This window comes from Nocardia spumae (genome assembly GCF_020733635.1).
Classification (GTDB): domain Bacteria; phylum Actinomycetota; class Actinomycetes; order Mycobacteriales; family Mycobacteriaceae; genus Nocardia; species Nocardia spumae.
This window is the reverse complement of record NZ_JAJFZL010000001.1, coordinates 5,876,937-5,894,883: the sequence shown is the minus strand read 5'-3', so window position 1 is coordinate 5,894,883 and position 17,947 is coordinate 5,876,937. Positions and strand designations below refer to the sequence as shown.

Genomic DNA, 17,947 nt, shown 5'->3' with positions numbered 1-17,947 from the left:
GCCCTCATACTCGTTCGGTCAGTTCGCCCGCGGCCTGCCAGGAATTCCGCTCGGCCGCGAAGGCGTCCGCCTGCCGCGCGCGGAAGTCCGCGATCGATTCGGCGTTGGCGGCCAGGAAGTCGCGGTAGCCGGCGAGCCGGAACTCACCGTCCTCGGCCCGCAATTCGCCACGGCCGTGAGCGAAGTCGTCGCGCAGGTCGAGCAGTTCCTCCGACGACACCGGATACCACCGGATGCGGTCGAAATACCGCAGCAGCCATGGATCTTCGCCACGGCCGGAGCTGCGGTGATTCCAGACCTGGGTGGTGCGGCCGACGAATTGGTATCCGCCCGGCCCTTCCATACCGTAGATGCACAGGTAGGCCCCGCCGATGCCGACCGCGTTCTCGGGCGTCCAGGTGCGGGCCGGATTGTATTTGGTGGTGACCAGCCGGTGTCGCGGATCGGTCGGGGTGGCCACCGGCGCGCCCAGGTAGACGTCGCCGAGTCCGAGCACGAGGTACTCGGCGGCGAAGACGGTGTCGAAAACATCCGCGACCGAATCCAAACCGTTCATTCTGCGGATGAACTCGATATTCCACGGACACCAGGGCGCATCGGCGCGCACCCCGTGCATATAGCGGGTGATCGCCTCGCGGGTGGCCGGATCGTCCCAGGACAGGGGCAGGTGCACGGTCCGGCTGGGCACCACCAGTTCGGTGACCGCGGGCAGCGCCGACTCCGCGTCGGCCAGCAGCCGCAGCAGTTTCGGCGTGGACAGCCGGTCCGGATCGAAACGAACCTGCAGCGAACGGATTCCGGGTGTCAGTTCGGTGACCGCCGGTTCGGCGTGTTCGAGCAGATGGCGGTGCAGGGCGTGGACTCGGGCGCGCAGGCCGAGATCCAATGTCATATCGCCGTATTCGACGAGTACCCCGTCGTCGCCGGCACGCCGATAGGTGATCGAGGTGCTGTCGTCGGCCTCGGCGCGGGCCAGGATGCCGTCGTCGCCGTCGCCACCGGCGGACAGGACGATCGGCCAGTCCGCCCGCCGGGCCGGGCCCAGGGCGCGGATCGAGGCGGCGCGGTCGGCGCGTACCGGCACGAATCGCACGGTATCGCCCGGGCACAGTTGTCCCAGCTTCCAGCGGTCCGCGGCGACAACCGTGACGGGACAGACGAATCCGCCCAGGCTGGGTCCATCGGGCCCGAGCAGGATCGGGGTATCACCGGTGAAGTCGAGGGCGCCGACGGAATAGGCGGTGTCGTGAATATTGGACGGATGCAGTCCGGCCTCGCCACCATCGCCGCGCGCCCACCGTGGCTTCGGCCCGATCAGCCGCACACCGGTGCGATCGGAGTTGAAATGCACTTCGTAGTCGGTGCCGACGATGGTGTCGATATCGTCGCGGGTGAAGAACTCCGGTGCGCCGTGCGGGCCCTCGGTAACCGCGAGCTCCCACCGATGCGACAGGACCGGCTGCTCGGCCATCGGCACCCCGGAACCGATCCGGCCCCGCTGCTCACCGAGTGGCAGGCGGTCGCCGGGGCGCAGCGCCGCGCCGGTGCCGCCGCCGAATCGTCCCAGCGTGAAGGTCGCTGTGCTGCCGAGGTATTCGGGTAGCTCGAGTCCACCCGCGACCAGGATGTAGGTACGCATACCCGGGCCGTGGATCGCGCCGACCTCCAGCACGCCGCCGGCCGGCACCTCCACGGTCCGCCATTGCCGCACCGGTGCGCCGTCGACCGTGACCGAGGCGGGCGCGCCGGTGACGCAGACCGGCGTCGCGACGGCGAATCGCAATGCGGGCCCGGCCAGCGTGCATTCGAGCCCGGCCGCGCCTTCGTCGTTGCCCAGGGCCCGGTTCCCGAGCCGGAACGACAGATCGTCCATCGGTCCCGACGGTGGGACACCGACGTGCCAGTAACCGATGCGGCCGGGCCAATCCTGCACGGTGGTCAGCATTCCGGGGCGCACGACCTCGATACCGGCGGCGGCCGGCTCGGCGGCCGGTCCGGGCGCCGGCGCCAGCTGTGCCGCGCTCATCGTGACACCACCATGCGCACCGGCGTCGGCTCGAAGCCGTTGCACGGGTTGTTGATCTGCGGGCAATTCGAAACCAGGACCAGCGTATCGATCTCGGCCCGCAGGGTCACCGACTTCCCCGGTGCGGACAGGCCGTCGACGATCCCGAGGGTGCCGTCCGACTCGACCGGAACGTTCATGAACCAGTTGATGTTCGAAACCAGATCCCGCTTCCCCAGCCCCCATTCCAGGGCGGCGGTGAGAAAGTTCTCCACGCACGCGTGCTGATGGCGGGTGTGGTGGCCGTAGCGCAGAGTATTGGACTCCTGCGAGCACGCGCCGGCGAGGGTGTCGTGATTGCCGACATCGTCGGCGACCACCGTCATCAGCGGCGTACCGGATTCGGCACGCAGGACGCTGCCCGTGGTGAGGAAGATATTGCGCTGGGCCGCGACCGTGACCTGGGCGCTGTAACGGTCGCTGTGGTCGGCGGCGGAGTAGAGCAGACAGTCGACCGCCTGATTACCGTGCAGGTCGATGATTTCCAGCTGATGGCCGGCGGGGACGACCGCCGACCACGGCGCGCAGGCGGCGACGATCTCGTCCAGGACCACGGTGCGTTCGGCGATGGTGTTCATGCGATGGCCTCCAGATCGTGTGCGGCCAGCCAGGCCGCTTCGGTGTTCTCCACGGCCCGGAGATATTCCGGATCGGTGTTGCCGGCCGGATGCGCTGACGCCGCTCGCCACGCGACGACGTCGAGCGGGGTGGTGGGATGTTCGTCGAGAGGATGGGCGCCGTTCGCGATCAGCACCGTCAGCGGCAGGTGGACCAGCAGTTCGACCACCCGTCCCGCGCCGGCGTTACCGATGGCGCCGAGGCCGCCGTCGGGGCCGACCCGGACGCCGCGGAACAGCGAGATCGTCGGACCGATATCACGCGGTGTGAGACCGTGTTTGGCACCGGCGACCCGCAATGCGGTCCGTACCTGCGGCGTCGGCCCGCACAGCGTGTCGTGGTGGCCCGAGGTATCGGTGACGATCGTCGCCAGTACCCGTCCCTGGTCCGACAACAGCGGATGTCCCGGACCCGGATACGCCTGCCAGGGCACCTTGACGGTATCGGCCACATTCAGTCGCTCCCACGGCGCTTCGGCACGCAGCAGCAGCAGATGGGCACAGGCCGCGCCTTCCGGATCGGCGAGCCGGATCCGGGTGCCGCGGCCCACCACCGCGGTGGTGTAGCCGTTGCCCGGAACCCGCTGTGCGACGGTGATATCCGCCGGATCGACGGTTTCCGGCAGGTCGGGTCCGGAGATGGTCGCCGTCGCGGCTTGCGACCTCGCGTGGGCGCGGGCTGCGGTGGTGGAGGCGGTATCGGACATGTGAACTCCTCGCGGACGGATGTGATCGCCGACGGCGGTCAGGCGGGTTGCGGGGCGGGCCGGGATTCGGCCGCGGTGGCACGCGGGGTGATCGCGCGGTGCACCGCGGCGCCTACGACGATGGTCAGGATCAGGAAAAGCGGTGCGGCCCAGAGCATCCACCAGCCGCCGCCCGCGGGGGTGTACACCTGCGCGCGCGGCCAGGCCAGATTCACCGCCATGGCGATTCCCCACAGCACGGCCAGCAGATTCACCGGAATGCCGAAGCGGCCCAGGGTGAACAGACCGGGTTCGGCGGCGGGCAGACCGCGCAGCCGCCGGATCAGCAGCGGTACGGTGACCAGCAGATAGGCGACATACAGCGTCACGATGCAGACGCTGGCCAGGGTGGCGAACAGGGCGGCGTTGCCGAGGTTGACCACCAGGAGCGCGACCGCGAGCACTCCGATGACCACCGCCGGCAGCACCGGTGTGCCGAACCGCGGGTGCACCGTGGCCAGCCGCCGGGCGAACGGGAGCCGTCCGTCACGGGCCATGGAGAAGATCAGCCGTGAACCGGCGGTCTGAATGGCCAAGGTGCACACCGTGATCGCGACCGCGACACAGCCGAGCAGGACGGTTCCGGCGGGACTGTCGAGCTTCGCGGTGATCACGTAGGCCAGACCCTCGGTGGCCAGCCGGCCGTCGCTGACGCTCGGGGCGGCCATCAGGGCACCGAGCAGTAGCAGTCCGCCACCGAGCGCCGAGGCCGACAGCGCCAGCAGAATGGTGCGCGGCGCGACCCGGCGCGGATTCTTCGTCTCCTCGGAAAGCTCACCGGCGGAGTCGAATCCGACCATCACATAGGCGGCCATGAGGCCGGATACCAGGAATGCCGCCCAGTACGGCCCGGGTGCCGCCTGATCGGTCTGCAGTACGACGCCGGCACCGCGTTCGGTGTGGGTGAAGAACAGCGCGATGACGGCGAGGACGCCCACGATCTCGACGGTGACGCCGATCGAGTTGATGCGCGCCATCAGATCGATGCCGATCACATTGATCACGGTCGTGACCACCAACAGGATGCTGCCCAGCAGAACCGCGTTGGTCGCGCCGTCGGTGGAGGTCAATGCGGTCTCGGTGCCGATCAGCTGGAATCCGCTCCAGATCGAGGGCAGGACCACCTGGAGCGCGATCGCGGCCGCGGCGGCGGTGACGATCTGCGCGATGATCATCAGCCAGCCCGCGAACCAGCCGACCAGCTCCCCGGCCAGCCGCCGTGACCACTGGTAGATGCAGCCCGAAATCGGGTAGCGCGCGGCGAGTTCGGCGAAGTTGAGGGCGACGAGGAACTGTCCGGCGAACACGATGGGCCAGGTCCAGAAGAAGGCGCCGCCGCCGAATCCGTAACCGAATCCGAAGAATTGGAAGATCGTGGTCAGAATCGAGACGAAGGAGAAGCCCGCGGCGAACGAGGCGTAACGGCCGAGCTTGCGGTGCAGTACCGGCTGATATCCGAATCGCTCGAGGTCGGCGCTGTCACCGGTATCGGGGGTGGAGTGCGGGGGTGGATCGAGGGCGATGGCCATGAGCTGTCCTCCGGCGTGGCGGCCAATATCTATCGCTTGACAGTTTTGCGGCCGAGATCGCGCTTTCGGTGACCGCTGTGTATCGCTTGCGGTAACGCGCGTAACGTCTGCGTTGCCGGTATTTCTATCGAGTGACAGATATTTCACAACCGCAGGTGGGTGTCGGTGCGGTGCGGCGGAGCCGATCGGATGCGGTGGTGCGGTGGCACGATGAGGCGGTGACACATCTCGGGCCGGGCCGCCCCCGCGCCGATCAGCGCAGCCGCCGCGGCGGCACCCCGCGTGCCGAAATCCTCGATGCGGCAGCCGAATTGTTCACCGCCCACGGGTACGGCAGCACCTCCACCCGGGGGATCGCCGATGCCGTCGGCATCCGGCAGGCTTCGCTGTATCACCACTTCGCGGCCAAGGACGACATCCTGGACGCGTTGCTCGCCGAGACCATCACCGCACCGCTGGAACTGGCCGCGCGACTGCACGGAGAACCCGAACCGGCCGCCGTGCGGCTGTATGCGCTGGCCTGGGCCGATGTGCGGCAGCTGTGCTCGGCCAAATGGAATCTCGGGGCGCTGTATCTGCTCCCGGAGCTGCGCGGTGAGCGGTTCGCCGAGTTCCGCCACCGGCGCGCCCGCCTGCGCGGCCACTACGAGGACCTGGCCGCGGCGGCCATCGAGGCGGCGGGCCCGACCGGCGTGCCCGGCGCCCAGGTGCTGCCCTTCCGAGTGGTGGAGACGGCGATCAACATCCGTTCCGATGAGGGCACGGCGCCGGACTATGTGGAGAACGCGATTCCCGACGCCGCCCTGCGGCTGCTCGGTGTGCGCACCGATCCCACGGACCTGCGTGCGGCGGCGCGGCACCTGCTGACGCGACTGACCGATACGGAATGAGCCGATCCGCCGGTGCGGCGCGACCGGAGTGCCGATGCGGTGCGCGTTCACGGGCAGCCCGCGGCGACCCGGGCCAGGACCGTTCGGTCGCCGGCGCTGATCGGCAGTCCGTACCGGATCGCCGTGGTGAGGTATTTACCCGCGTAGAAGCAGTGATAGGCACGGGCGGGCGGTAACCAATCGGCCGGGGTGCGGTCGCCCTTGTTCATATTGCTCGAGCCGTCGACGGCCAGCAGGTTGAACGCGATGTCATTGGCGAAGCGAATCCGTTGTGCCGGCGCCCACCCGGCCGCACCCATATCCCAGGCCGCGGCCAGCGGGTAGACGTGATCGATCTGTACCTCGCGCGCACGCGCGCGATCGAATCCGATGCGATGGCCGGTGTAGGGATCCGCGAGTACGCCCGCGACCACCACGCAGTCGTGCGTGCCCGGCCGGAACCGGACCTCGCGCAGCTGCCCGGCCAGCACGCTGTTGCGCGAATCGCAGCCGTCGTGCCCGCCCGGCCCGTCGTGATCATCGGACCAGGCCGGGCCGAATACACACCCGCGCCCCGAACCACAGTCCCGGTCGTACCCGCCCGGATGTGGCCTGCCGGGTACGACCCGCACCACGGCGAGCAGCTGTTCCAGCCGCAGACGAGTCGGACTGCCGGGTGCCGGCGGTGGCCCGGACAGCACCCCGCACCCGGCCGCCACCAGCACCACCCCGGCCATCCCGCCGATCACCCGGATCGCCCGCTCCCATCCCCGTCGCATGCGACCAGATCTATCCCGCAGCGCCGACAAGGGGGGATGCGAAGGCGCGGTACGGGGTGCGGCTGGTTCGAATCCCCCGGCCACGGTGTCGGTGGTGACTGATTGGATGGGGGGCATGCTGCACGGTCTGTGGTCGCCCGGGTCGGGACTGGTGCTGTGGCGCCGGCCCGGCTCGGACGACCGCCCGGCGGCCGAACTGTTCGCCGGATTGCCCGATCCGCTGGGCGAGATCGCGCGCACCGCACGCTTCCGGCACCGGGCGCGGGTGCTGCTGCCCGGCCCGGACGGCCCGGAGGTCACCGAGGTGCGCGGCCATGCGACGGCCCCGGCCGTGGCGGCGCGCGTGCTCACCCAGCCGCTGCCGGACGGGGCGGTCGCGGCGGATCTACGCTATCTCGCGCAGGTGGCGCGCGGACTGCGGCGCTGGGTACGGGCGGGCCGGATCGTGCCCGATCTCCGGCGTGCCGACGGGGAGTGGTGGGTGCGCTGGCGGCTGGTCGGGGGGCAGCGTCAGCGTGCCTGGCTGGCCGAACTCGCCGCCGCCATGCCGCCGGCGTTGCGCGTGCCCGATGCCCGCTCCGCGACCGCGGTGCTCGAGGATCTGGTCGCCGAGCTGGCCGATCCGCTGGCCCGGCTGGAGCTGGGCACCGGCGATCCCACGCATCCGCTGCTGGCCGCACTCGTCGCCGATGTGCCCCTGGACTCCGGTTCGCATCGGGTCGCGTCGGTGCTCGAACAGTGGCGTACCAGCCTCACCGTCGGCGAACCCGAACTGGTGCTGCGGCTGCTCGAACCCGCCGATGATCCCGACGACGACCCGCAGGCGATGGCCGCGCTGTGGCGGCTCGAGGTCTGTTTGCGCTCGGAAGGTGAAGCGCCGCAACCTGTTCCGATCCAGGGTGATCCCGCGCTGATCCGGCTGGCGGGGGACAAGGTGGCCGCGGCCGTACAGGCCTATCCGCGGCTGCAGCAGGTGCCGCGTGATCCCTACGGCATGGATTTCCTGCTGCCGACCCCGGTGGTGCAGGAACTGGTGGCGCACGGCGCGCACGCCCTGCGCGAGGCCGGGGTCCAGCTCATGCTGCCCCGGGCCTGGCGCATCGTCTCGCCGAGTATGCGGCTGCGGGTGCAGTCCCCGGCCGCTACCGAGACCGCGGTCGGACTGAGCGGGCTGGTGTCCTACCGCTGGGAGCTGGCACTCGGCGATACCGTGCTCACTCCCGCCGAGATGGGCCGGTTGATCCAGGCCAAATCGGATCTGGTGCGGCTGCGCGGTCAGTGGGTCCAGGCCGATCAGCGCAGTCTGTCCGCGGCCGCGGCCTATCTGGAGGGCCGCACCGACGATCGCGCCGCGACGCTGACGCAGTTGCTCGGCGAACTCGCGGCCACCCAGGTCCGCCGGGTTCCGATCGAGGAGGTGAGCGCGACCGGATGGGTCCGCGAACTGTTCGACGGTGTCCACAGCGGTGACGCGGTCGACCCTCCGGCGGGGTTGAAGGCGCAGCTGCGCCCCTATCAGCTGCGCGGGCTGTCCTGGCTGGCGACGATGAACCGCTTGGGCTGCGGTGCGATCCTCGCCGACGATATGGGGCTCGGCAAGACGGTGCAGGTGCTGGCGCTGCTGGTGCACGAAAGAGAAACCGCCACCACCGTTTCCGGGCCGGGCCCGACGCTGCTGATCTGCCCGATGTCGGTGGTCGGTAACTGGCAGCGCGAGACCGAACGTTTCGCCCCGGGGCTGCGGGTGCTGGTCCACCACGGCCCGGCGCGGCGATCCGGTCCCGAATTGGATGCGGCCGTGGCCGATTCGGATCTGGTATTGACCACCTACGCGCTGCTGGCCCGCGACGCGGAGCAGTTGAAGCGGCAGCCCTGGGAACGGGTGGTGGTCGACGAGGCACAGCACATCAAGAACGCCGCCACCCGCCAGGCCCGCGCGGCGCGGGCGATCGGCGCTCGTCATCGGCTGGCGCTGACCGGAACTCCGGTGGAGAACCGGCTCGAGGAACTGCGCTCGATCCTCGATTTCGCCGCACCGGACGTGCTGGGCAAGCCGTCGGAGTTCCACTCCCGCTTCGCGGTACCGATCGAGCGTGAGCACGACGAGAACGCCGTGAGCCGATTGCGCGCGATCACCGCGCCGTTCGTCCTGCGCCGGGTGAAAACCGATCCGTCGGTGATCTCCGACCTGCCGGAGAAGTTCGAGATGACGGTGCGCGCCAATCTGACCGTCGAGCAGGCCGCGCTGTATCAGGCGGTGGTCGACGATATGCTCGCGCAGCTGAAGGCCTCGCGGGCAACGGGTTCGACTGCGGTCAACATGGCTCGCCGCGGTGCCGTGCTGGCGGCGCTGACCAGGCTCAAGCAGGTCTGCAACCATCCCGCGCACTATCTCGGTGACGGGTCGGCGCTGATGCGGCGCGGCCGCCACCGGTCGGGCAAACTCGCCTTGGTCGAGGATGTGCTGGAATCCGTGCTGGCCGAGGGGGAGCGGGCCCTGCTGTTCACCCAGTTCCGCGAATTCGGCGACCTGATCACCCCGTATCTGGCCGAGCGGTTCGGCACCGCGGTCCCGTTCCTGCACGGTGGTGTGCCCAAGAAGCGCCGCGACGGGATGGTCGAGCGCTTCGCCGAATCAGACGGCCCGCCGATCATGGTGCTGTCGCTGAAGGCCGGTGGTACCGGCCTCAACCTGACCGCCGCCAATCATGTTGTCCACCTGGATCGCTGGTGGAACCCGGCGGTGGAGAACCAGGCGACCGATCGTGCGTTCCGCATCGGTCAGCGGCGCGACGTGCAGGTCCGGAAGCTGGTGTGCGTGGATACGATCGAGGAGCGCATCGACGATATGCTCACCGGCAAACAGGAATTGGCGAATCTGACCGTCGGCGCCGGCGAGAACTGGATCACCGAACTGTCCACCGACGAACTGCGCGATCTGTTCGCGCTCGGCGCGGAGGCGGTGGGCGAATGAGTTTCCCGCGAGATTTCAGCGAATACGGCAAACGCCGCCCGGTGCGCGGCGGCGTCGAACCCCGCAATCGTCGCGGCTCGTTCGCGCGCACCTGGTGGGGCCGGGCCTTTCTGGACTCGGTCGAGCAGGTCGCCGACGCCGGCCGGCTCGCACGCGGGCGCACCTACGCGCGGTCGGGACAGGTGGTCAGCTATCACCTGGAGCCGGGTGCGGTGGCGGCCGAGGTGCAGGGCAGTCAGCCCCGGCCGTTCACCTCGGTGCTGACCCTGCGGGTGCTACGCGACGAGCGGCTCGACGAACTGGTCGATCTGGTGCGCGGTACGCCGGGCATGCTCGCTCAGCTCGCCTCGGGGGCGCTGCCGCAGGAACTCGGCCCCCTGCTGCTCCCGAATACCGCCGCCGAACTGGACTTCTCCTGTACCTGCCCGGATGACGGGTGGCCGTGTAAACATGTGGCCGCGCTGTGCTACATCGTCGCCGAACGCCTCGACGAGTCACCGGCGATCATGCTGACCCTGCGCGGACTGGATCTCGAGACCCTGATTCGCGGCGTGCAGCAGGACCACGGCCCGACGGTCTCCGACGACCTCTACGGCGAGAACGTCGTCCTCCCGGATCTCCCGGCGCCGCGGTTCCGCGCGGCGATCGAGGACCTCGATCCGGTACCGCTGCGGCAGGCCCTGCGTATGACCAGCGAGGACGAATCGATGGCGGAGACCGGTCTGCGCGAACTCCGCGCGCTGTACCGGGCCCTGGAGAGTTCGGGGTAGTAGCGCCTCCGGCGACGTCGCGGTCCGGGACCGCCGGGGTCCGGCGCGGCACTATTCTGGCGACTATGACCGCGAACCGGATCGCCGACGATCTGGGCGCACCCGTCGTGCTGCCGACCCCGGTGCGCCGGGTGGTTTCGCTGGTCCCGTCCCTGACCGAGGCGATCGCGGTGAGCCGCCCCGAACTGCTGGTCGCCGCCACCGAATGGTGTACTCATCCACCCGGCCTGCCGGTCGAGCGGGTGCGCGGGACCAAGAATCCGAAGGTGCGCCGCATCGTGGAACTGGCGCCGGATCTGGTGGTCTGCAATCAGGAGGAGAATCGCCGCCTGGACGTCGACCGGTTGCGGGATGCCGGAATACCGGTGTGGGTGACCAGGATTCGCACGGTCGACGAGGCCTTCGATTCGATGTCGCGGCTGTTCGGGTCCGCTCTCGGCGGCGGTGTCCCCGATTGGCTCACGCGGGCACGCGAGATCTGGTCCGCACCGGCGCCGCCACCGGTCGACGCGGTGATTCCGGTATGGCGCGACCCGTGGATGGTGGTCGGTCGCGACACCTTCACCGCCGACGTCGCGCACCGGCTCGGTCTGCGGCTGGTGCACGCCGACCGGCCCGACCGCTATCCGACGATCTCGGCGTCCGAACTGATCCGCGGCGTCCGGCTGGCGGTTCTGCCCGACGAACCCTATGTCTTCACCCAATCCGATGGACCGGAGGCGTTTCCGGGCATTCCGGTGGCGCTGGTGAGCGGGCGCGACCTCACCTGGTACGGGCCCTCGCTCGTCGAGGCCCACGCCCGCCTCACCGCTCAGCTGGCCGGGGTCCGCGACAGCTGAGCGCCGGCCTTCTCGAAGGTGTAGTCGTTCAGGTCGAAATGTGTTGCCCGCCAGGCGGCCTCGATCGTACTCATCGGCTTCAACGGCACATCACCGTGTTTGTCGAAGTAGTAGCTGTGCGACACCGCGCAGCTGTCCTGCCAGAACACCTGCCCTTCGCGCCGGTCGAGCATCTGCCGGAAGTAGCGTTCGTTGGCCGCCTCGGTGACTTCGACGCGGTCGGCGTGCCGACCCCGCGCGTGCCGCAGCAGTCGCAGGATGTGCTGGGTCTGCATCTCGATCAGCGTGAAATACGATGCGCCGTTGTAGCCGTACGGGCCGATGATGGAGAAGAAGTTGGGGAACCCGGGCACGCTCACGCCCTCGTAGGCCTGCAGCCGATTCTCGTCCCACCATTTCTCCAGATCGCGCCCCCCGGCGCCGGTCATATCGAAGGTCGGCATATTGCCCGACTCCATCACCTTGAATCCGGTAGCGAGGATCAGGACATCCGCCGGATGTTCGGTGCCGGCGGTGCGCACGCCGGTCGGGGTGATCTCGGCGATCGGATCGGTCTCCAGCGTCACATTGTCGCGGTTGAATGTCGGCAGATAGTCGTTGGAGAATCCGGGCCGCTTACAGCCCAGCGCATAGCGCGGGGTGAGTTTGTCGCGGACCTCGGGGTCGCGCACCTGGCGCCGCAAATGTGCCAGGCCGCTGCGTTCGCCCAGTTTCGCCAACGGAAGCGTCGAGTAGTAGTGCGCCGACAACGGGAAGGTCAGCTCCACGAAGGCCTGGCTCGCCAGCCGCGAGATCGCCTGTCCGCCGGGCAGATACCGCAGCGCCCAGCGCGCCGGGGACGGCAGTGCGCTGTCCGGCCGCGGCAGGCACCAGATCGGGGTGCGCTGGAAGACCGTGAGATGCTCGACCTCCGGGGCGATCGACGGCACGATCTGCACCGCCGAGGCGCCCGTTCCGATGATCGCCACCCGCTTACCGCGCAGCGACTGCTCGTGATCCCAGCGCGAGGTGTGCATGGTGAGGCCCGAAAACGATTCCACACCGGGAATATCGGGGAGTTTGGGCCGGGTCAGCACCCCGGTCGCACCGACCACGTACCGCGCGGTGAGCCGGTCACCGTCGTCGGTGTGCAGGGTCCACACCGCCGCGTTCTCGTCGAATTCGGCGGCGGTGACGGTGGTGCTGAACCTGATTCGGGGGCGCAGCCCGTACTTGTCCACGCAGTGTTCGGCGTATTCCTTGAGTTCGCGGCCCGGCGCGTAGACCCGCGACCACCGCGAACTCTGCTCGAACGAAAACTGATAGCTGAACGACGGAATATCCACGGCGATACCGGGATAGGTGTTCCAATGCCAGGTGCCACCCACCCCGTCGGCATCGTCGACGATGAGAAAGTCCCGGAAACCGGCCTCCCGCAATGTGATCGCCACCCCGATGCCGGAGAATCCGGCGCCGACGATGATCACCTCGTGGTCGATGGTCATTGCTGCTCCCGTTCTCGTGGGGTGGTGGTGTGCGCGAAGATGACGCAGTCGACCCGGTGCTCGATACCGTCGACGGTGCGGATGCCCAGCGGTGCCATGGTGGCGATGGGCCAGGTCACCAGCCGGCAGTTGGGCTGCTGTAGTGCCCGGTAGTAGTGGCTGTGCCAGCGGATGCCGGACCTGTCCTCGGGAGTCAGCTGGCGGCGCACCCATCCGTCGCGAACCTGTAGCCGCAGATTGGCTCGTGCGGCGCAGCGGGCCAGCCGCGCCGGTATCCAGGCGGACAGCCCCGCCACCGGCAGTCGCGGCAACATCCATACCGAATCGTGCTGGAATACGGTGACTGTGGCGGCCTGTGCCACCACCGGTGGCAGCACCCGCGCGACCGCCGTGGCCGTTCCGACGACGGCAATCCGCCGGCCGCGCAGATCGCGCCGTCCGTCCCAGCGTGCACAGTGGATCCGCTCACCGGTGAAGGTCTGCCCGCCTCGCGGTTCGGGCACAGCGGCGGCGCCGGTCATTTCGCCACCGGCTCGTAGGTCAGTTCGCGCGACCAGGACGGTGGCGCGCCGAACAGCCGGCTGGGAATGTGCTCGATACCGGCGTTGAGCGCGTCGACGGCCAGTTGCATGGGCTGGATCCGGTGGATCGTCATGCGCGCGTGGTAACGCACCACGTGGTACAGCGGCACTCGCCGGATGGCGGGTTTGCGATCACCGGCGGATTCATAGCGCCGCACCGCATTCCACAGCTTCTGCTCGTCCAATCCCAGCGCGACGATATTGGCGGCCATCCGCGACAGCAGCGGTGCGTAGAGCAGGGCCCCGAGCGCGAAGGACGGCCGCAGCGCGAAGCCGGCGGTCTCGATCGCGAGCCGTCGCGCCGGTCCGGCGCCGAGTTGTTCCAGGACCTGGAACCCCACGGCGAGATGCCGCGATTCGTCGCTGTTGATATGCCGGAACACCTCGTGGCAGAGCGGATCTCGCACCTCGTCGAGCAGGAATTTGACCAGTGCGCCGTCCAGTGCCGTCTCGAGCGAGGGGATCACCGTGCCCAGTACCGGCAGGGACAGGTCGTCGGCGTAGCGGTCGAGCCATTCGATGACCAGGCGAATATTGTTGTTGGGCACCGGCATCCCGTCTTCGGGCAGCATGCCCCAGCGCCGCATGAGCGCGAGTTCGGCATTGGCGTGCTTCTGCTCCTCGGCGTGGAAATAGCGGTATATCTCACGCAGCGCGCCGGGCGGCGCCTTGCGGGTCAGCGCCGCGAATCCGCGCGCGCCCACGTGCTCGATCCACACCAGATCGGCCATGAAGGCCGCGAGCCGGGGCCGCTGCTGCGCGGTGATCAGTTCGGCCCCCGGTGCCTCCCAATCGATATCGGCCAGGGACCATTGCCGGTCCTGGATCGTTGCCAGCATGTCCGGATATGCGAACGCCATTGTCCGACCTCCTCGGGGCGAGCTACCGCATCAGTCGTTCCAGTAGCCCGGCGACCTGCGTATAGGGGGTGGGGAGCAGTCGCTTGGACTGCCAGATGAGCTTGGCCTCGACCTGCGGGACGACGTAGAGGCGACCGTGGTCGACGGCGTCGAGGGTGGTGCGGGCGATGGTATCGGGGGAGCGGCCGGTCCAGCGCAGCATCGCATCGCCCAGCCGGGCGGTCGTCGGGTCGGCGATCGAGGCGTCGCGCAGGATATCGGTGCGCACCGCGGTGGGGCACAGCGCGGTGACGGTCACCCCGGTGCCGGCCAGTTCCGCCGACAACGTTTCCGACAGCGCGAGCACCCCGGCCTTGCTGACGTTGTAGGCGCCCATTCTGGGCGCGGTGCCGAATGCGGCCGCCGAGGCGGTGTTGACGATCGCGCCGCGCCCGACCGCGCGCAACCGGGGGGCGAAGACGTGGCAGCCGTGGACGACGCCCCACAGGTTGACATCGAGCACCTGGTGCCACTGCTCGAGCGGGGCCTCGCCGATCACCTCGCCGCCACGTCCGATGCCGGCGTTGTTGATCACCACGGCCGGTGGTTCGCCGAACCAGTCCTCGGCGGTATCGGCGAGATCCTCGACCTGCTCCACGGCCCGGACATCGCATTCGACCTCCAGGGCGGTGCCGCCGGAGACCGTGATCTGGTGAGCGGTCTCGATGGCCCGGTCCAGGTCGATATCCGCGCAGACCACCCGGCCGCCGCGACGGGCGAGTTCGGTCGCGAACGCCCGGCCGATTCCACTGCCCGCACCGGTGACCACGGCATTCGCCCGCTCTGTCCGGCGGGGACCGCCGAAGGGATTGAGCCGCATGAGAACTCCCGGGTGCCGTCGTTGGCTGTGTGCGCTAATTGGCCGCGCCTGCCACCAATTAGGCGCGCGATAAGGCAGAATGTCAACCATGAATGCGCGACAACCGGCGCATACGTCCCGGCGATCACAATCCGGCGGCAGCGCCGCGCGCAGCGACCCGAACGACGCCACCGCGCGCACGGAGGCCGATCGTGGCGCTCCGCGCACGGAGTCCGACCGTGGCGCTCCGCGCACGGAGTCCAACCGTGGCGCTCCGCGCACGGAGTCCAACCGTGGCGCTCCGCGCACATGGGGTGGCCGCACCACTGATCAGCGCCGGGCCGAGCGGCGCTCTCGTTTACTGGGGGCCGCCCTCGAGATCTGGCTCGAGCACGGCTGGGCCGCGGTCACCATGCGCGGTGTATGTGCCCGCGCGGGTCTCAACGACCGGTACTTCTACGAGCATTTCGCCGACCGTGACGAACTGCTCGCCACCGTCTGGGACGAGGAGTGTATCGAGGTCTTCGGTGAGCTGACCGCGGTGATCGCGGAGAATATCGGCCGTCCGCCGCTGGAGATCCTGCGCATCACCATCGCCCGCGCGGTCGAATTGCAGTCCGGCCACGCCCGTATCCTGTCCGCCGATCACGCCGGCAGCGCGATACTCGAGGCCCGCCGCTCGAAGATGCTCACCGACGCCACCGACTGGCTCATGGCCGCGGCCGAACCCTATCTGCGGCCCGGGGTGGATCCGCTGTCGCTGCGGATGAGCACGCTGATGGGGATCGGCGGATTCGTGGAACTACTCGCCGCCTGGCGAGCCGGCACCCTGGACGTCGACGCCGATCGGGTGGTCGAGCACACCGGCGCGCACGCGACCCTGCTGTCGGCCCAATATCTGGAGATCACCACCTCGTGAGGTGAAATCGCCTTCGTGCTATTGCTTTTCGCCGGCCCGATAGGCCCGCAGGAACGTGTCGGTGGCGGCGTCGGCGATCGCGTCGAGTTCCGCCGCGCCGACCTCGCGGGTGCCCAGTCGAGAGCGGGCCTCCAGCGGCCCGGTCAGCAGCGCGAGGAACTGTTCGGCCGCGCGTTCGGGATCCTCGGCACGTAACCGGCCGCTCAGGCCGAGGCGGGCGAATCGGTCGGACAGCGCCTCGGCGAGCCGGATCGAGGTGCGTTCCTGCACGGTGAGGACCACGTCGGGGAAGCTGCTCGATTCGGCGTAGGCCAGCGAGCGCAAGGCGTGTGCCCGTGCTCCGGCGCAGATCCCGAGCAGCTCCCGGGCGACGGTGAGCAGCACCGGGCCCGGATCGTCCCCGCCGCGCAGCGGTTCGATCGCGTGCAGGCACTGTGTCCCGATCTCGTCCGCTGCGGCCTCGACAGTGCTGCGGAACAACGTCTCCTTGTCCTGGAGATGGTTGTAGACAGTGGGTTTCGCGACCCCGGCCTCGTCCGCGATCTCCTGGACGCAGGTCCGCTCGTAACCACGGCGGGCGAACACGGTGAAGGCCACATCCAGGATCGCCTGCCGCTTGTCGATGCGGCCGCGGGTGGTCGTCGCCTTGCTCACCGTCGCATCGTAACGCGGGAACCCCGCTCGATGAACTGAGGAGAATAGTCTTGTGGACTAACCATTACGTTCATTAGATTGAACCAGTCAGTTCAAACAGGAGGATATGATGATCGTTCACACACTGCGTTTCGCATTCCGGGACGAGGCCACCGAGGCGGACCGGGAACAGGTGCTGGCATTGATGCGCCGCACGGCCGCGGTCGAATCGGTGTCGTTCTCGACCGTCGGGCGCACTGTCGTCAGCGATCCGGAGAGTGGCTACACGCACGCCTACTGTGTCGCCATCGCCGATCTGGACGCGCTGGAGCGGTATATGTACGACCCGACCCACGTGGCCGGCGATCCCGAGATCATCCCGCACCTGGCCAAACTGCATATCGGGCCGGATGTCTCCGACGATCCGGATCCGGAACTGAGCGCCAAGATCCTCGCGATCAACGAGGGCAAGCTCGCCGCGTACCCGGAATGGGCGGAACTGATGTCCACCATTCCCGAGGTGCGCTTCGGCTGACGGGCCGCCCGGCCGCCGCGCGCAAGGTGGCGCGGGTGAATTCGTCGAGGGGATAGAACAATTCGATCGCCAGCTCGGACAGGGTCACATCGGCCGGTGCGCCGAAGGTGGCCATCGTGCTGAACATCGACAGCTCACCCGCGGGAGTGCGGATGCGCAGCGGAACCTCGAACGGGCCCGGTGCGATCTCGGCATCCGGATCCGGTTCGGGCACCGGATACGCCGCGACCTCGTCGTAGAGGGCACGCAGGCGATCGTCCCCGGTGGCTTCGGCCTGGCGAATCAGGCGTTGCAGGAACAACTCCCGGATCTGGTGGCCGTTGCGCAGCTGTGCCGACAGGCCCCGGGGGTGCAACACCAGTCGGTAGACGTTCGGATGCGGCGTGCGCAGTTCCTCGGGAATTCCGGCCATCAGCACCGCCATGGCGCGGTTGCCCAGGACCACATTCCAGAGCCGGTCGACGACCACCGCCGGATACGGCTCATGGGTGGTGAGCACCACTTCCAGGGCCGACCGGACCGCGGCCAGGGCGGTGTCGTCGAGTGCGCTCTCGCCGTACTCGGGTGCGTACCCGCCGGCGAGCAGGAGCGTATTGCGTTCGCGCAGCGGCACTTCCAACGCCTCGCACAAGCGCAGCACCATGGCTCGGCTGGGCCGGGACCGGCCGGTCTCGACATAGGAGATGTGCCGTGCGGAGATGTCGGCGTGCAGGCCGAGCTCCAGCTGACTCAACCGCCGCAGCCGCCGCCATCGGCGCAACAGGGTGCCGACCGCGGGTTTCGTCGCGAGCGTGGTCATCGCGGCAGCATATCGGCGGCCGGTGCGGCCGTTCCATAACCTCCGACGTCATTGCGACCGGTTTCCGGCGTGGGCATCGTCGACGGCGAACCTCGTGGTTCCCGACGACA

General features: G+C 68.9%; 16 protein-coding genes and 1 pseudogene. 6 read left to right on the top strand and 11 right to left on the bottom strand.

All coding sequences use genetic code 11. The features are described from left to right. Window positions 1–4 precede the first annotated feature (4 nt). From LKD76_RS26225 to LKD76_RS26210, 4 genes are read right to left on the bottom strand one after another with little or no spacing between them, the layout of a single operon-like run. Entirely contained in the window at window positions 5–2,026 is a 2,022-nt protein-coding gene (locus tag LKD76_RS26225; protein WP_227984083.1) for a 5-oxoprolinase/urea amidolyase family protein, read from the bottom strand. After that, the gene (locus LKD76_RS26220) at window positions 2,023–2,643 is read right to left on the bottom strand and encodes an urea amidolyase associated protein UAAP2 (protein ID WP_227984082.1); all 621 of its coding nucleotides are present in this window, start codon (window positions 2,641–2,643) and stop codon (window positions 2,023–2,025) included. The genes LKD76_RS26225 and LKD76_RS26220 overlap by 4 nt, the downstream gene beginning before the upstream one ends. After that, complete coding sequence (locus tag LKD76_RS26215; RefSeq protein WP_227984081.1) at window positions 2,640–3,389, bottom strand: DUF1989 domain-containing protein; 750 nt, start codon at window positions 3,387–3,389, stop codon at window positions 2,640–2,642. The genes LKD76_RS26220 and LKD76_RS26215 overlap by 4 nt, the downstream gene beginning before the upstream one ends. A 38-nt stretch (window positions 3,390–3,427) precedes the next feature. Next, window positions 3,428–4,957 (bottom strand): amino acid permease, encoded by a 1,530-nt coding sequence (locus LKD76_RS26210; protein ID WP_227984080.1) that lies wholly within the window; start codon window positions 4,955–4,957, stop codon window positions 3,428–3,430. Between the two features lie 218 nt (window positions 4,958–5,175). On the opposite strand from LKD76_RS26210, the gene LKD76_RS26205 reads away from it, so the two are divergent. Continuing rightward, a complete protein-coding gene (locus LKD76_RS26205) occupies window positions 5,176–5,847 on the top strand; it encodes a TetR/AcrR family transcriptional regulator (protein WP_227984079.1) in 672 nt (223 codons plus the stop codon). Window positions 5,848–5,894: 47 nt separating this feature from the next. Here the strand turns inward: LKD76_RS26205 and LKD76_RS26200 are convergent, their stop codons facing one another. Beyond that, the gene (locus LKD76_RS26200) at window positions 5,895–6,605 is read right to left on the bottom strand and encodes an HNH endonuclease family protein (RefSeq protein ID WP_372465931.1); all 711 of its coding nucleotides are present in this window, start codon (window positions 6,603–6,605) and stop codon (window positions 5,895–5,897) included. A 115-nt stretch (window positions 6,606–6,720) separates the two neighbouring features. On the opposite strand from LKD76_RS26200, the gene LKD76_RS26195 reads away from it, so the two are divergent. The 3 genes from LKD76_RS26195 (at window position 6,721) to LKD76_RS26185 (ending at window position 11,188) form a co-directional block, all read left to right on the top strand. Next, on the top strand, window positions 6,721–9,579 hold the full coding sequence (locus LKD76_RS26195) for a DEAD/DEAH box helicase (RefSeq protein ID WP_227985404.1): 2,859 nt from the start codon (window positions 6,721–6,723) through the stop codon (window positions 9,577–9,579). Beyond that, window positions 9,576–10,349, top strand: a complete 774-nt coding sequence (locus LKD76_RS26190; RefSeq protein ID WP_227984078.1) for an SWIM zinc finger family protein — start codon at window positions 9,576–9,578, stop codon at window positions 10,347–10,349. The genes LKD76_RS26195 and LKD76_RS26190 overlap by 4 nt, the downstream gene beginning before the upstream one ends. Window positions 10,350–10,414: 65 nt before the next feature. Then, window positions 10,415–11,188: a helical backbone metal receptor gene (locus LKD76_RS26185; RefSeq protein ID WP_227984077.1), complete on the top strand. Its 774-nt coding sequence runs from the start codon at window positions 10,415–10,417 to the stop codon at window positions 11,186–11,188. Here the strand turns inward: LKD76_RS26185 and LKD76_RS26180 are convergent. From LKD76_RS26180 to LKD76_RS26165, 4 genes are read right to left on the bottom strand one after another with little or no spacing between them, the layout of a single operon-like run. Beyond that, the gene (locus LKD76_RS26180; protein ID WP_227984076.1) at window positions 11,161–12,672 is read right to left on the bottom strand and encodes a flavin-containing monooxygenase; all 1,512 of its coding nucleotides are present in this window, start codon (window positions 12,670–12,672) and stop codon (window positions 11,161–11,163) included. The two genes, LKD76_RS26185 and LKD76_RS26180, sit on opposite strands and share 28 nt — an antisense overlap. Then, window positions 12,669–13,193 (bottom strand): NAD(P)/FAD-dependent oxidoreductase, encoded by a 525-nt coding sequence (locus tag LKD76_RS26175; RefSeq protein WP_227984075.1) that lies wholly within the window; start codon window positions 13,191–13,193, stop codon window positions 12,669–12,671. Before LKD76_RS26175 ends, LKD76_RS26180 begins: the two co-directional genes overlap by 4 nt. Further along, entirely contained in the window at window positions 13,190–14,113 is a 924-nt protein-coding gene (locus tag LKD76_RS26170; RefSeq protein WP_227984074.1) for a ferritin-like domain-containing protein, read from the bottom strand. The genes LKD76_RS26175 and LKD76_RS26170 overlap by 4 nt, the downstream gene beginning before the upstream one ends. A 22-nt stretch (window positions 14,114–14,135) precedes the next feature. Further along, window positions 14,136–14,972: an SDR family NAD(P)-dependent oxidoreductase gene (locus tag LKD76_RS26165; protein ID WP_227984073.1), complete on the bottom strand. Its 837-nt coding sequence runs from the start codon at window positions 14,970–14,972 to the stop codon at window positions 14,136–14,138. 277 nt (window positions 14,973–15,249) lie between these two features. Between LKD76_RS26165 and LKD76_RS26160 the strand changes: the two are divergent. Continuing rightward, a pseudogene (locus tag LKD76_RS26160) lies at window positions 15,250–15,870 on the top strand (TetR/AcrR family transcriptional regulator); the annotation flags it as partial. An 18-nt stretch (window positions 15,871–15,888) separates the two neighbouring features. Here the strand turns inward: LKD76_RS26160 and LKD76_RS26155 are convergent. Beyond that, window positions 15,889–16,524, bottom strand: a complete 636-nt coding sequence (locus tag LKD76_RS26155; protein ID WP_227984071.1) for a TetR/AcrR family transcriptional regulator — start codon at window positions 16,522–16,524, stop codon at window positions 15,889–15,891. Window positions 16,525–16,630: 106 nt separating this feature from the next. Here LKD76_RS26155 and LKD76_RS26150 point away from each other — a divergent pair, with 106 nt between their 5' ends. Next, the gene (locus LKD76_RS26150) at window positions 16,631–17,038 is read left to right on the top strand and encodes a Dabb family protein (RefSeq protein WP_227984070.1); all 408 of its coding nucleotides are present in this window, start codon (window positions 16,631–16,633) and stop codon (window positions 17,036–17,038) included. Here the strand turns inward: LKD76_RS26150 and LKD76_RS26145 are convergent. Next, the gene (locus LKD76_RS26145; protein WP_227984069.1) at window positions 16,962–17,837 is read right to left on the bottom strand and encodes an MmyB family transcriptional regulator; all 876 of its coding nucleotides are present in this window, start codon (window positions 17,835–17,837) and stop codon (window positions 16,962–16,964) included. The two genes, LKD76_RS26150 and LKD76_RS26145, sit on opposite strands and share 77 nt — an antisense overlap. Window positions 17,838–17,947 lie beyond the last annotated feature (110 nt).

What these genes read in the sequence shown, in the direction of transcription:
- LKD76_RS26225 (WP_227984083.1), bottom strand. Translation starts at nt 2,026, where the DNA reads ATGAGCGCGGCACAGCTGGCGCCGGCGCCCGGACCGGCCGCCGAGCCG.
- LKD76_RS26200 (WP_372465931.1), bottom strand. Translation starts at nt 6,605, where the DNA reads ATGCGACGGGGATGGGAGCGGGCGATCCGGGTGATCGGCGGGATGGCC.
- LKD76_RS26220 (WP_227984082.1), bottom strand. Translation starts at nt 2,643, where the DNA reads ATGAACACCATCGCCGAACGCACCGTGGTCCTGGACGAGATCGTCGCC.
- LKD76_RS26180 (WP_227984076.1), bottom strand. Translation starts at nt 12,672, where the DNA reads ATGACCATCGACCACGAGGTGATCATCGTCGGCGCCGGATTCTCCGGC.
- LKD76_RS26170 (WP_227984074.1), bottom strand. Translation starts at nt 14,113, where the DNA reads ATGGCGTTCGCATATCCGGACATGCTGGCAACGATCCAGGACCGGCAA.
- LKD76_RS26195 (WP_227985404.1), top strand. Translation starts at nt 6,721, where the DNA reads ATGCTGCACGGTCTGTGGTCGCCCGGGTCGGGACTGGTGCTGTGGCGC.
- LKD76_RS26190 (WP_227984078.1), top strand. Translation starts at nt 9,576, where the DNA reads ATGAGTTTCCCGCGAGATTTCAGCGAATACGGCAAACGCCGCCCGGTG.
- LKD76_RS26210 (WP_227984080.1), bottom strand. Translation starts at nt 4,957, where the DNA reads ATGGCCATCGCCCTCGATCCACCCCCGCACTCCACCCCCGATACCGGT.
- LKD76_RS26145 (WP_227984069.1), bottom strand. Translation starts at nt 17,837, where the DNA reads ATGACCACGCTCGCGACGAAACCCGCGGTCGGCACCCTGTTGCGCCGA.
- LKD76_RS26175 (WP_227984075.1), bottom strand. Translation starts at nt 13,193, where the DNA reads ATGACCGGCGCCGCCGCTGTGCCCGAACCGCGAGGCGGGCAGACCTTC.
- LKD76_RS26165 (WP_227984073.1), bottom strand. Translation starts at nt 14,972, where the DNA reads ATGCGGCTCAATCCCTTCGGCGGTCCCCGCCGGACAGAGCGGGCGAAT.
- LKD76_RS26215 (WP_227984081.1), bottom strand. Translation starts at nt 3,389, where the DNA reads ATGTCCGATACCGCCTCCACCACCGCAGCCCGCGCCCACGCGAGGTCG.
- LKD76_RS26150 (WP_227984070.1), top strand. Translation starts at nt 16,631, where the DNA reads ATGATGATCGTTCACACACTGCGTTTCGCATTCCGGGACGAGGCCACC.
- LKD76_RS26185 (WP_227984077.1), top strand. Translation starts at nt 10,415, where the DNA reads ATGACCGCGAACCGGATCGCCGACGATCTGGGCGCACCCGTCGTGCTG.